The organism is Nitrospirota bacterium, assembly GCA_016214385.1.
Lineage (GTDB): Bacteria > Nitrospirota > Thermodesulfovibrionia > UBA6902 > JACROP01 > JACROP01.
In genome coordinates, this window is record JACROP010000118.1 from 16575 (window position 1) to 30499 (window position 13925).

The following is a 13925-nucleotide window of genomic DNA, read 5'->3' on the forward strand; positions in this document are numbered from 1 at the left end:
TTTATTCAAGCATATCCCATAAAGGCCCTTTTTTGCCCATCTTTCTTAATGCACCTAACATATCGCTATCACATCTTATGTTTAGCCCAGGCACCACCCAGTTGTTCCTTTGTTCTGCATGTTCAGAAACTTTTTGTATCAAAGCATCAACAGCAATTTCTGATGACAGATAAAATACAGGTTGCAACAAATCCCTTCCTTTTTCAATCACGCCTCCTTCTATAGCTATCTCGTGGAGTCTTGTATTTGGATATATCCTTGCTCCAATTAAGGCAATGACCGCTGTCGGTTTAATCCTGTCAAAGAGTTTGAATGTCTCCTCAAGAGTCGCCTTATTCTCCCCGGGGCCTCCCATTATAATATAATGGGCATTTGGCAAGTCAACAGTTTTACAGCACTCAGATGCATATGCTATATCATTGGCGGCAAAACCCTTACAAAGTCCCTTCAATGTCATATCCGAGCCGGCATCCGAGCCGAACTCAACACCGATACAACCTGCCCTTTTCATAAGTGTTGCAAGCTCCGCTGTCATCCCCATTGGCGTGGCAAAGCATGTCCATGCCATCCTCAGGCCGCTCCTCGCCATCTCTTCACATATTGCAGCAGCGTGCTCTACGGGAAAGTTGAATATATCATCCACAAAAAAGATATAGTCAATGCCGTATAGAGATTGCATCTCCTTTAACTCCTCAACTATATCTACCGGTTCCCTCAACCTTAACCTGCTGCCCTCAATATTTGGATATGTACAGTAGGCACACTTAAAGGGACATCCACGTTTTGATTGTATATTAGCCATGCCACCGAGTTCGTAATACGACCTGTTATTCAGAAGAGACCTGTCAGGTCGGAAATTAAGACGATTATACTGTAAGGCATTGGATAAAAACTGCCCATCCCTGATGCAGCAGAGATTGGGGATATTATAGACATCGCCGCCATTACCGATGGCATCAACAAATAGAGGGAAGGCGGTTTCCCCTTCTCCTATGATGCCTATCTCAATTTCGAGATACTTCATGATGTCTTCAGGGAAGATGGAGAAGCCTGATCCTCCAACCACTATAGGAACATGTATATGCCCCTTTATGAAGGCAGCAATATTTCTAATCCTCGGCATGTAGAAGATGCTTTTCTTATATGTAAGGTTATCCACATTCCTGATGGATATGCCAACAATATCAGGACAAAAGCCTCTCAAGGAATCTTCAATGGCGATGAAGTCGTCTTTTACAAAACATAGATCGAGGATGCAAACATCATGATTTTTGTCTTTCAGTGCCTTTGCAACATAGGCCACGCCAATAGGGGTTACCGGATATGGGTCTTTTTCATTGTTTACAGATATGAGGAGAACCTTCATCTCTGACCTTCTCGCACCTCCAGCATGTAGAGTCAGAAGCCAGATAATTGCCTGTCATCTGATATGCATTACCCCTGCATCCATAACATCCTTGATTATATTCACATGTCTTACAGACACCTTCAATCTTCTTGTAGATATTTCTGAGATTGGAAATTGCAGGGCTGTTCCTGAGTATATCCTCAAGACGACGCTCCCTGATATTTCCAACAGATATATCTATGCCTGTGCAGGGCTGCACATAACCCTGGGAATTCACAAGACAGCTATAGAGGTGCCGCTTACATGTAAAGGCTGCAACGGGGGGGCGAGATTCCCAAAGAATACCAAACCTTTCCCTGTCAATCATCTCTAACTGCTCAAAGATGGTCTTGATTTCCGATACAGAAACAGTTAAGTCCGGGTTCTTCCTTGCCCGTCCCTGATAGGTCAATGTCTCAAAATAAGGAATAATGCCCCTTTCCCTTGCCCATATCCACATTGATGGTAGTTCATCAATATTCTGTCTGCATATAACGGTCTGGATGCCGAGTATGTGATTTTCACCGGGATAACCTGCATCCATAAGGAGTTGTAGCCCCCTTTTTATATTCTTAAAGGCACCGTTAACGCCCGCAAGTAAGTCCTGTATCTCTGGGTTCTGGCTGTTGCTTTTTATAACTACACATGCCCTGTTTTTATAGAGGTAATCAGCTATTTCAGCAGTAATAAGGGTTCCGTTTGTAAAAAGGGCATGCTGGAGTCCAAGAGAATTTATATATCCTATAATATCCGTCAATCTCTGATACAACAGGGGCTCACCGCCGCCAAGGAGTATTGCCTTCTTTGCCCCAAGCTCCTTTGCCTGAAAAATTACTGACTTTAATTCATCATGGCTTAATTCATTCTCTAAAGGCTCTCCTGCACTGGAATAACAATAAAGGCATCTGAGATTGCATTTCTTTGTGAATTCGAGCTCAATGGAAAGCAACCCTCTTTTCTTCAGACATTTTGCAATCTCATTGTCTGAAAAACCGAGCTTGCAGGTTATATCTACTCCGTTACCCATACACCTTGTTCCTTCTATCTTTAAATATGATTGGTTTCCGGTTTCCTCCTTCAAATAGCCTCTCTTCCACGCTTTCAGGATGCTCTATCTCTATTTCCGGGGTAATCCGCGCCTTTGCCCTGATTATATCATACAGGAATGTCCTGAAATCGCTGTCTTTTCTATGGGAACCAACCCTGAGAATCAGGTGATCTGTCTGGTCATCACCAGTATATGCCTCTATCTGGTAATTAATTACAGCCTTTATCCCTATGATTGCATTTTCAAGTGTCTTAGGGTAAAGGGTGACGCCTTTAACCTTCAGTTTGTGCTGTTTTCTGCCAATAATCGGGCCAATCCTGACAGAATTTCTTCCACACGGGCAGGGACTTGATACTTTAAAGGTAATATCCCCTGTTTTATATCTTATCAACGGCATCCCCTCTAATTGGAGGGGTGTCAGAATCAATTCCCCAATCTCACCATCTGGAAGCTTGTTGCCATTGTCATCTATTATTTCCACTATGACAAAATCAGGATGGCTATGGAGTCCCTGCTTAAGACTGCATTCTGAAAATGCCACCTGCGCCTCTGTGATCCCGTAGGTGGAATAGCATATATCCCCGAAGGCAGACTCTATTAAACTGCCCAGGGCATTTGACTTGAAATCCATATCCCTGATACTGTCTCCTATCAGGACTATCTTTTTTAATCCCAATTCTGCAGGAGACATGCCATTGTCACCGATGCGTCGGGACATATGAACCACAAAAGACGGCACCGCCACAATCCCGGTGGGCATTAACTTCTTCATGAGTTCCAGATGTCTCGCTATGTTCTGCGGGCCTATCCTTATCGCAGTTGCTCCCAGCCTTATAAGTCCTCTGTAATAGGCTATACCAGCGATAAAGAGATTATCGCATGTGACAGCTATGTGAAATAAATCTCCTCTGTGTGCGCCTACATTAGAGAAATTCCTCTCCTCATTACAAGCGAGCCTTTCCATGTCATTATAGGTAAGGGCTACAAATACTGGTTCGCCGGTTGTCCCGGTGGTGGAGACAATCTCTACAATATCCTCCATTTTGGCGGCAAGGAATTCATTGTTATCTTTTTGAAAGTCATCCCTGCCTGTCAATGGCAGTCTTTCTAAATCTTCAACACCTTTGATTTGGGATGGTAATAAACTTATATCATCAAATCTTTTCCTATAATAAGGAGAATTCTCATAAGCATGTCTTATGGTTTGCGTCAGCAATTCTCCTTGAATACCTCTGATGGTATCTTGAGGAAATTTATCTATTATTTCAAAGGACTTCACTCATTCTCCCCTGTATAGTGGTATATCTTTGTGCCGCGGGCACTGGCATTGCTTATCGTCTCAATAAAAAAAAACTCTGCCCCATATCTCCCTTCATTTGCATTTAGTCTTTTATCTTCTAATCTAATAGCTCCTGCAATAGCTTTTTGGGCGTAGCCTTTGGCAACACATCCGGCTGCATATTTTACCATATCCCTATACGAATCTTTAAAAGGGAACGTAATGCTTTCCCCCCTTATATCAAAGGCGATGGAGACCTGGGCAGCAAAGGCATTGGGAGATGTATAAGGGAACAGTAGCGGGCTTACACCAACAATTCCATCCCTCAGGATATTATTGAAATACTCATCCTTGATGTCCTCTACTGCATCATCAATCCCCATGTATATGCCGATGCTTGAATCCCCCACAGGGAACTTTATTTTAGCATCTTCCAGAACATTGCCAACAGAAGCGATGGCCAATCGTTCAATGTCGTTGGCAAGGCGCACCTCTTTAATACGGTCCCTGTATCTGCAAATTGCCACATCTATATCTTTGCTTGTCAGTCTGCTTATTCCTGTGATTACAGGTTTCATGCTTCACCAAAAACTATTGCAGAGTTCTGTCCGCCAAATCCTGCAGAAAGGGACATAGCTATTCTCACATTATGATATCTTGATACATTCGGAACATAGTCAAGATCACATTCGGGATCCCTTTCTCTATAATTAATTGTAGGCGGAATCCTCTTGTTTTTAATAGAAAGGAGGCAACATATAGCTTCTATTGCCCCCGCAGCGCCAAAAGAGTGCCCCAGCATGGATTTCGTAGAGCTGACAGGTATTTCATATGCTGTTTTACTAAATACCCTTTTTATTGCCTTTGTCTCCGTGAGGTCATTATATACAGTGCCTGTACCGTGGGCATTGATGTAATCCACATCATTTGGGCTTATACAAGCCTCTGAAAGCGCATGATTTATTGCATCAGAAAGTCCGCGCCCCTCTCTATGGGGACTTGTCAGATGGTTTGCATCAGACCGTGAAGCATAGCCCATTACTTTGCCGTATATCTTTGCCCCTCTTTGGACGGCATGCTTTTTAGACTCAAGCACAACAAACGCAGCCCCCTCGCTGATGGCAAGTCCTGTCCTGTTTTTATCAAAGGGGCGAACCTTTTCCTCTGTTAATGCCTGAAGGGTATGAAATCCGAGAAGGGCAAAATCACTTATAACATCAACCCCTCCGGCAATCACGATGTCTGCTTCGCCAGCCATTATCCTCCTTGCTGCAACACCAATGGCATCTGTTCCAGACGCACAGGCAGTGGAAATAGTCATGCATGAACCATTTAAATTGTATCTCTCTGATAGATACAGGGCAGGAAAAGATAGAGACTCTCTTATTTTGCCACCTTCTGTATTCTCCATTAATCTTTTTTCTTTATATAATACATTTCCGAGCACTGTCCCGATGGAAAGGCCGACATTTGGATGCCCATGGATGGCCGCATCCTCTATTGCCATGCCCAGTGCAGATTCAGCAATAACCTGAAACTTATTTTCAGGACTAATGAAATTTTCGAAACTATACATATCAATGCTTGCCATTAGCCATTGTCTTTCCAGATTTAGCATCGGCAATTTAGACCTCCTGATTGCATCCTTCCCAGAACATAATGCATCCCAGAAGGCATTAATATCATCTGAGGGCTTCAGAGGGGAGACAATTCCGATCCCTGTTATTACCACACCATTTTTCAAGGTTTATCAAGCCTCCAGACGGACGAGTTCAACATTAAGGTATGGATATTATATCCAATGGCATTAAAAAGATTTATAGACTCCTCTGCTCCATAAAACCCACTCCATCCTTCGCAGACACTTTCAGAAAAATCATGACATAAAATGCCTCTCCTTACCCATGTATCCTTTACATATATCTTTTCAGAGTCAGGATAACAGTGAGTAAGTATGCCGATGGTGCCGCCATGTCTTAATGTTCTGGATATGTCTCTATAAACATACTCCCGCAATTCTTTAGGAATATAGGAATCAGTGCATGTAAAAATTATTACATCAAGAGAATTATCAGGGAATGGCAGTGGATTGCCGAATCCTTTCCACATCCCGTTCACCCATTCAACTGTTCCGGCATTCGATATCCTGTCGGCAGCTTGACTCCGAAAGATGTCTTTGAAATCAAGGGCAGTCACACTTATGTCAGGCGATTGCTCCAGCAGTTGTAAAATATTAAAGCCAGGGCCATAACAAAGGTCAAGGGCTTTTAAATTGCCGTTTCGTCCATGCAGCAATAGATTTATCAATATGTAACGGCCAAATCTAAATTCAGTATCTCCGAGAAATTCCTCCCAGATATGTATGAATTTATCATTAAAGCCATACAGGGGCGGCTTTCCCGCAAGAAATTCATGGGCATAGAGAATACAGTTCTCAAAAAAATCTACCTGCCCTTTAAAGGTTATTCTCACCATTTCCTTATCATTATCCGACAATCCTGTCTCCATGCCTTTACCTGTATCCCACAGGTAAAGGCCCCCTTTCTTTTTAAGATATCCACATTCGTACAGCAAATCAATAATTATCCTTGCCATTCTCATCCTTGTTTTATTATTAAGTCTGTAGCCGAGCTTTTGCTGGAATGCCGCAACAGCATCTCTGATAGTAAAATGCTTCATTGATGCGAAGAGTTCAAAAATGCCTTCTTCAGCTATAAAACGAATGAGTCGTTCAGTGAGAAATTTCTGGACAAGAAAACGGCTTAAAAGAACTTTTGCATCGGCACAATTAAAATTTATATCTACTCTATTCATAACTTAGACAGAATTATCGCTGAGGCGACACCATGTTTGTCTAACGAACATACCAGCACATTCCCTGCAGAATTCGGAGCAGAAACTTTATTCCTGATGATACTCGTCGGTAGCTCGCTATTTTTTAACACAAAACATGATAGTATTGCATGCCACATTGTGGTGGCTGAAAAGGCATTCCCTGCGAGAGAGTTTATACTTCCTACAGGCACATCCGGCATATATTCAAAATCCACAGTGGAGTCCGTCAGAATGAGACCAATATCCGCTGACCTGAGACCTGCCCTTGTCAAACACTCCTTAACTACATCCATTAAAACCCTGGGGGTTGAAGGATTACAGCATGAGGCCATTCCTGATATATAGCAATATGGCAATTCTTTAACACTGTCCTCTTTCTCCATCACTATTGCTCCCGCACCCTCCGACAGTGCGCCAATCCCTTTGCGTGAATAGCAGAAAAAGGAGAGTTCATTGAGCTCTTCTGCAGAAACAATAATTACCTTATCCGCTGATCCATTTGCAAGCATTCTGCTGCCAAGCATTATTGCCTTAATAGTAACATCCGACCCACCAACAATTGTATGCACAGGGCCTTTTATGCCAAAACATATTGATGCATTACCTGCGGGGGCATTGAACACTGAATCTGAAAAGAGGATAGGGCTTATGGCATCAATGTCATTTTTTATAATTGCCCTGTGAAATTCCTGCGTATAATTTAGGGCGCCGTGGGTTATTCCCATAACCATTGCTGCTTTCTCACCATTTACCGTATTACCTGTATCCTCTATTGCAAGTTTTGCAGCAACAAGGGCATATTTTGAAATCTCCGCTGCACGCCTGAATCTCCGGTCGTTTATGTATTGGTCACAATCAAAATCTTCAATTTCTCCACCAACGGAGTCAACTTGAGACGGTATTTTTCTTATTCTCCTGATACCTGAATAATTGTTAATCACTGCCCTACAGAACTGTTCCTTTCCAGTTCCAATGGGAGATACAACACCTATGCCTGTAAAAACTATTCTTCCCATGGGTATTTTCTGATTACTATGGATGCATTTGAACCGCCGAATCCAAAAGAATTGGATAGCACATTTTTTATGTCTGACTTCACTGCTTCCTTTACTATATTTAACGCACATTCAGGATCAGGTGTTTGATAATTTATGTTGGGAGGGAGTTCCTTATGAATTACTGATAAAAGCGAGACAATTGCCTCCACTGCACCAGCGCCCCCTAAAAGATGGCCTATCATCGGTTTTATTGAACTCACTGGTATGCTTTTCCCATAGTCTCCAAATATTATTTTTATTGCCTTTGCCTCCATTACATCATTATATTTAGTTCCGGTACCGTGGGCATTAATATACTCAATCTGCGGATTTCCGGCATCCACCAATGCCTTTTTAATGGCATCAGCCGCTGACATGCCTGTTGGTTCCGGGCTTGTCATATGGTATGCATCAGATGACTCGCCATATCCCACAATCTCACCAAATATCCGTACATTGCGTTTAAGGGCATGTTCCAGTTCCTCCAAAACCATAATTCCTGCCCCTTCTCCGAGAACAAGTCCATCCCTGTTTTTATCAAAGGGTTTACATAGACCAGGAGTTACTGCCATAAGAGAGTTAAATCCGGCAAAAGTGAACTCGCTCATAGTATCGTATCCACCACAGATGGCTAAATCATAATTACCAGATCGGATAGAATTAAAGGCATAACCTATTGCATTGGTGCCGGAGGCACATGCATTGGAGAATACAAGAAAATCTCCCTTCAGTCCAAATTCTTTGAAGAGATTAATTGCCTGATTGTGTGCAAGGTAATCAGAAAGCAATGAAAGCCTCGCCATCTTCAATCCCCTTCCTATAACCTCTTTGTGGAATGCTTCTCCAGAAAGCATCCCTCCGAGGGTTGTGCCAACAGAAAGGAGCACAAATATGTCTTTTATGCTACCAATAATATTTGTATCTAAAAGCGCCTCTTTTGTTGCATGAATCAAGAGATGAGATGCCCTATCAAGCCTTGTCTTCTTTAAGTTGTTGACGGTAGTGGTAACGAACTCTTTTGCCTCACCGCCGCATTTCCCCCTGTATTTTGAGGTATCAAAAGATGTTATCTCCCCTATGCTGGATACGCCTGCTTTTGTTTTTTCCCAGTTTATCTTTTTACCTGCTCCATGGGCAGTAATGATACCCATCCCTGTTACAACAACCCTTCTATTCAAGGTAATTTGCGCCTCCATAATGCAGCGATATTTTTAAATCCGCCATAAAAATAACTTAATAATAATACAACAGCCAGAAAGATAATAAAAATTCCCCAAAGACCTGCGATGACAACAAAAATTATTAAACCACATAAAAGACAAAGATAAAACACTATGGCAGAGAGCAATGAACTCCAGAAATAAGTATCTCTCATCACCCTAACCCGAGCACATCCTTAACCGGAGCAAATGGTAAATGTTTAAGTAAGCCTTCTATTTTTTGAGGCGCAACCTTTATATTGAAATAATGCATAAAGCGCCTGCTCAAGGGAAGGTCAATCCTGGGCTGCTCCCTGTCAAATTCCCATGGATGTATATAGACAATGGCGGGAAAACCTTGCCGATTTATCCTTTTAACCTTTGAAACGATATAAAAGTAGGGGGCAAGCCTTAATGGCAATCCGCCGCTGAAGGGTAAATTTTCCCAGAATAGTCCCGTAGTAGTGAGGGGGAATTCCCATATATCCCCATGCTCGGTTTTATACTTACATGGATAAAGGGGAAAATCCCTGCTTCCCATCCTTGTGAGTGGAACCATGCTTGAATCGTAGAGGATGCCAAGCTTCCTGAGTATTCCCAGTGCCCATGAGGTTTCCTTTCTTATCGACCACTCAGGCGCCCTGAAGCCCAATACTTTTTCACTTGTTATAGAAGATATTATGTCAACAGATTTTCTCACATCCTCTTCAAACTCCCTTTCTGTCATCTCAAAAATCCTCCGATGGCAGAAACCGTGGGTTGCTATTTCATGGCCTTCAGCCTTGATTGCTTTGATAAGGGTGGGTTCTTTGTAGGCGATGTATCCGAGGACAAAAAAAGTTGCTCTTGTATTGTAAGTCTTAAGCAGTCTCAGTATGTTATCCGTATTTCTGACTATGCGGCTCTCATAGGCATCCCATTGGGACATATCGGGATGCCTCTCCACGCCACATATGTGATACCAGTCTTCAAGGTCAACTGTAAGGGCATTAAGCATAACCTTGACAGTGAAACTACTGCCCTAATCTCTGTCGAGCCAGCTTGCCTGCTTTGCTTTCAGGAGAGAGTGACACCGCTTGACCCCAATGTGCTTTAGCTGCATCCTTATTGCCGAATATTCCGTCCTCAAGCTCGCCCAGCTTGTAGTGGACGTATGCCTTCCTTTTATCACCCAAATGAGAAGATGAGAGCGCCGACTTGTAAGATGTTCTCGCTTCTTCAGCCAAGAACCGCCTATTGGTAGCGAACGACCTGCCGGCTAAATTGGCGGCTCCTTCTTGCTCTTCGTCAGGGTTGGTATTTCTGGCACGCTCAAAATAAACATCACCCTGAAGAATATACGCTTCAGGGTAACCCGGTTTAAAATAAAGTGCCTTCTTCAATGCTTTAAATATATGTGTTTCTCTCTGTGCCTCGATAATCCATGAATACTTTGCATGAACCAAATAATAATCAGCATTCCGCGTATTGGCTGGGTGCAGCAATTTTATCTTATGCCCCGCCTCTTTTGCCTTTGCCTTCCATTCGGAACTCTGAGCCTCTTTCAGAGTCAGACTCTGATCTAAAAGTGTGTCTACATAGCTGATCTCGTATGCGCTGACACCGGGACTTTCTGCAATGAGCTTTTTAAGGATATTATACGCAGCATTATAGTCCCCGTCTTCTTTAAAGGCCAGTGCCTTTTTATATAACTCTTCCCGGCTTGACTTAAATGCCTCATAAGCGCCCTCGCTGCTTCTTTCGCCTCTTATCTGAGCACCCTGATCTTCTGAAAATGCATATCCTCCGAAAATAAGAGCCGCTAAAAGAAAGACTGTCACAAAATATCTGTTCCCCTTGTCCATGCATCCCTCCTTGTTATCTTTTCAGCAATTCCCTCATATCTTTATCAAAGATAAAGGTAAATGCCGATAATATTCGCCCGAACGTCGGCATCGGGTCATGCCATGATATAACATCATCTTTTACTCTGAAATCAAAGAAATTCGGCTTCAGCCTGAATCTGTCAGGATTTTTAAAAAAATGTAATATATCGCCAGGAAGCAACCATCTGCATTTGACCCCTGCATGATAATCCCTTACAGGCTCTATATCGCCATCCACAGCCATTTTATATAACAGAAACGGAAAATCTACGCCCGATTCTATTGCAAGTTGTAGAGACCCCCAGAATCTTGGATTCACCTCAAGGAGTTTTGGCCTGCCATCCCTGGGGTCAATCTTGAACTCCACATGGGCAATCCCTGTCCATCCGAGGGATCTCATCAATGATTCAGCAATCCATCTTATATCGTCCCTTTTGACGCTTTCCCTTAAAGTGCTTGGTCCGCCGTTTACAGGATACGTTCTCAATCTCTTATACACAAAGGGTGCCCTGACCTCGGACTGAAAATTCAAAAGCAGTCCAACCCCGTAGGTCTCATCACCTGGTATACATTCCTGAATAATGGGCAAGGAGTATTTCTCATGCACATTAAAGTATGATGGAATTAATTCTTGCTTATCTCCTGCATATACAATGCCCCTTGAGCCAGAACTGACACGAGGTTTTATTACAACAGGACATTTGATACTGTCCTTGATTTTTTCGATTTCTTCTACTTCATTTACAAAATAAGTTTTTGGAATATCAATCCCTTTTTCATTCGCATACCGCATAAGAAATGCCTTATCATTGACCTTTCTGGCAAGTTCTGCATCAGCAAAGGGTATCCTGGCATATCTCTGGAGTCTTTCCCTGTTTGCAGTTTCGGTCAGGAGTATCTGGGTGGTGTATTCCATTGGAAATATTACATCGTAGTTGCCGGTCTTTAGTTCTCTCACAAGGACATGGAGAAAATCTTCGGGGTATGCAGAGGGAGATGGATATATAAATCTTTTATTGCAATACCTTGAAAAAAGAGCCGTGGCGAGTCTTGTCCTTTCGCCTGCTGTGACAAAAAATCCCTTCCTGCCGAAGGACCTTACAGCAGCAAGGGACTTATTCCACATCCCATCAAGGATTAGAACCCTATCCATAAGAAAAATTCTGTTTGTGTTTAATAGTTTTCTTTATGCTCTGCCTAAATCCAAAGTTCATGGGATAGAAAAAGTTCTTATATGTGCCATTGCCCCAAAGCCTTCTGAAAATGGAATTATAGGAGAATGCACCCTTAAGCGTATGATGATATCCTTCAAGAAGTTTTTCCGGTTTCATGAATTTTGGCATAAAGACAACATTGTTGGTATTGTAGTTTGACCAGTCATAGTCTATCAGCCGTCCTTCTTCTTTCATCTTTGCATAAAGCCTTGTGCCCGGATAAGGAGTCAATATGGAAAAGTAACATACATCTATTTTTGCCCTGACAATAAATTCAAGCGTACGGTCGAATACACCTTCATCGTCATAGTCAAACCCGAGAACAAATGATCCGTCTACTCCTATACCGTAATCATGTAGTTTATTCACAACATCAATATAGTCCTGAGGCTTGTTAAAGCCCTTTCCCATATTTGAGAGGTTGTCAGAGGACAGGCTTTCAAATCCTAACAAAATCCCCATACATCCGCTCTTCCTGCAGAGTGACAGCATTTCATCATCTTTCGCAACATTTACCGATGCCTGCCCCAGCCATTTCAGGTTATAGGGAATTATTCTTTCCAGCAATTCCTTTGCATGTCTCCTGCTGCTTATTATGTTATCATCAGCAAAAAAGACTACATTCTTTAAAATAAATCTGCCTTCAAAAGGCTTCAGATTTTGTATCTCTTTTACGACCTCATCAACTGGCCTGTTTCTGAATTTACCGCCGAATGAACTTGTTACAGAGCAAAATTCGCAGTTATGAGGACATCCCCTTGTAGTCTCAATAGAATGAAACGGCAAGTATCTTTTATCCCTGTAAAGATCCCAATCTGGAGCAGGACGATTCTCGAGTGAAGGATAACCATTTTCATGTTTATAAATTTTCTTAAGTTCGTTCCTCTCAAAATCGCAGAGGACTTTATCCCACAAGTCTTCCGCCTCTCCAATAATGACACTATCGCAGTGTTGCAGTGCCTCTTCTGGCATCTTTGATACATGCATGCCGCCCATCACAACTTTTACCCCGCGATGTTTAAAACCATCAGCTATTTCATAACCGCGGTTAACAGCAGGGGTCATTGCGGTAACGCCTACAAGATCAACTTCACCGTTGAAATCTATCTTTTCAACCTTTTCATCAATAATGTTCACCTGCCAGTCAGGCGGTGTTAACGATGCCACCTTCAAAAGTCCAAGGTAAGGAACGCGAAAATAAAAGTCCCCCCCGAGGAGGCTTTTGGTAGCAAGGGGAGAGATTAGCAAAAGTTTTTTCATTTACCTGCCGTCTTTAGGAGTCAGTTTGGGCCAGTCATAACTGGCTTTAAAAGTTGTCTCATATTGAGACAGTAGTTCCTTAATTTTAGGTTTGTTCTCTGCTTCCCACTCTTTTAATGCTGCAGTATCCGGTTCGAGCCTGTTCAATTCTTTTTCATATTCCAGCACCTTATCCCAATACTCAGACCCTTTATTGATCGCTAAAAAAGCTACTCTTGCCCTCCATGCTCCTTTATAAACCCTCGTTATTACATAATAGATTTTTCCTGCATCGAGATCCGCTTCAAGAAATACTTTGTTTTCAGATACCGCAACAAATAAATGCTTTCCTGGATCTGCCAAGTAATCAAACTGAGATTTTGCTACACTGTTGCCAATAACCTTGTCGCCATCCCAAATATTGAAATTTATAGCCCATCCAAAACCTGAAGGTCTCATGAAGCGAACCAAAGCCTTTTCTTTTGTAGGAGACAACAAGGTCTCTGTCTGTTTCATATACGCAGAAGACCCTGCACAGGATATACTAAAAACAGCAATGCACAATAAGAATGCCAGCCGAATCCTTAATAGCATTAGAACCTCCATTTTTTAATTTTTTTCATCCACTTGAAATATGCGATCGATCCTATCTGTTTCACAACAGCATTGAGGATATTCCTGTCCCCAAGACATTGCTTGCAGTAGGGATGCACTACCCTGAACCTTTTAAACCCCTTTACAACTCTCTGCACTACCTCTTTACTCAGATAATCATGGATGGATGTGTCATTAAAATTATAGGTAGAAGTCTTTCCATCATAA

Annotated in this window: 14 protein-coding genes; all 14 read right to left on the reverse strand. The window is 42.3% G+C overall.

Features of this window, described 5'->3' with window-relative positions; genetic code table 11:
* Position 1: 1 nt before the first annotated feature.
* Positions 2–1366 (reverse strand): cobalamin B12-binding domain-containing protein, encoded by a 1365-nt coding sequence (locus HZC12_07490; protein ID MBI5026553.1) that lies wholly within the window; start codon positions 1364–1366, stop codon positions 2–4.
* Entirely contained in the window at positions 1335–2414 is a 1080-nt protein-coding gene (locus HZC12_07495; protein ID MBI5026554.1) for a radical SAM protein, read from the reverse strand. Before HZC12_07495 ends, HZC12_07490 begins: the two co-directional genes overlap by 32 nt.
* Positions 2407–3714 (reverse strand): AMP-binding protein, encoded by a 1308-nt coding sequence (locus HZC12_07500; protein MBI5026555.1) that lies wholly within the window; start codon positions 3712–3714, stop codon positions 2407–2409. Before HZC12_07500 ends, HZC12_07495 begins: the two co-directional genes overlap by 8 nt.
* The gene (locus HZC12_07505; protein ID MBI5026556.1) at positions 3711–4292 is read right to left on the reverse strand and encodes a hypothetical protein; all 582 of its coding nucleotides are present in this window, start codon (positions 4290–4292) and stop codon (positions 3711–3713) included. The genes HZC12_07500 and HZC12_07505 overlap by 4 nt, the downstream gene beginning before the upstream one ends.
* Positions 4289–5458 carry a beta-ketoacyl-[acyl-carrier-protein] synthase family protein gene (locus HZC12_07510; protein ID MBI5026557.1) on the reverse strand — a complete coding sequence of 390 codons (1170 nt, stop codon included), beginning with the start codon at positions 5456–5458 and terminating at the stop codon, positions 4289–4291. The genes HZC12_07505 and HZC12_07510 overlap by 4 nt, the downstream gene beginning before the upstream one ends.
* Positions 5455–6528 carry a class I SAM-dependent methyltransferase gene (locus tag HZC12_07515; GenBank protein MBI5026558.1) on the reverse strand — a complete coding sequence of 358 codons (1074 nt, stop codon included), beginning with the start codon at positions 6526–6528 and terminating at the stop codon, positions 5455–5457. The genes HZC12_07510 and HZC12_07515 overlap by 4 nt, the downstream gene beginning before the upstream one ends.
* Positions 6525–7565 carry a beta-ketoacyl synthase chain length factor gene (locus HZC12_07520; protein ID MBI5026559.1) on the reverse strand — a complete coding sequence of 347 codons (1041 nt, stop codon included), beginning with the start codon at positions 7563–7565 and terminating at the stop codon, positions 6525–6527. The genes HZC12_07515 and HZC12_07520 overlap by 4 nt, the downstream gene beginning before the upstream one ends.
* Positions 7553–8764 carry a beta-ketoacyl-[acyl-carrier-protein] synthase family protein gene (locus HZC12_07525; GenBank protein ID MBI5026560.1) on the reverse strand — a complete coding sequence of 404 codons (1212 nt, stop codon included), beginning with the start codon at positions 8762–8764 and terminating at the stop codon, positions 7553–7555. The genes HZC12_07520 and HZC12_07525 overlap by 13 nt, the downstream gene beginning before the upstream one ends.
* A gap of 196 nt (positions 8765–8960) precedes the next feature.
* Complete coding sequence (locus tag HZC12_07530; GenBank protein ID MBI5026561.1) at positions 8961–9782, reverse strand: polysaccharide deacetylase family protein; 822 nt, start codon at positions 9780–9782, stop codon at positions 8961–8963.
* Positions 9783–9798: 16 nt separating this feature from the next.
* On the reverse strand, positions 9799–10629 hold the full coding sequence (locus tag HZC12_07535) for a tetratricopeptide repeat protein (GenBank protein MBI5026562.1): 831 nt from the start codon (positions 10627–10629) through the stop codon (positions 9799–9801).
* A gap of 13 nt (positions 10630–10642) precedes the next feature.
* Positions 10643–11803 carry an ATP-grasp domain-containing protein gene (locus HZC12_07540; protein ID MBI5026563.1) on the reverse strand — a complete coding sequence of 387 codons (1161 nt, stop codon included), beginning with the start codon at positions 11801–11803 and terminating at the stop codon, positions 10643–10645.
* Positions 11796–13124, reverse strand: a complete 1329-nt coding sequence (locus HZC12_07545; GenBank protein ID MBI5026564.1) for a B12-binding domain-containing radical SAM protein — start codon at positions 13122–13124, stop codon at positions 11796–11798. The genes HZC12_07540 and HZC12_07545 overlap by 8 nt, the downstream gene beginning before the upstream one ends.
* Complete coding sequence (locus HZC12_07550; protein ID MBI5026565.1) at positions 13125–13619, reverse strand: hypothetical protein; 495 nt, start codon at positions 13617–13619, stop codon at positions 13125–13127.
* 77 nt (positions 13620–13696) lie between these two features.
* Positions 13697–13925 (reverse strand): hypothetical protein (locus HZC12_07555; GenBank protein MBI5026566.1); only part of this gene is annotated, 229 nt, incomplete at its 5' end.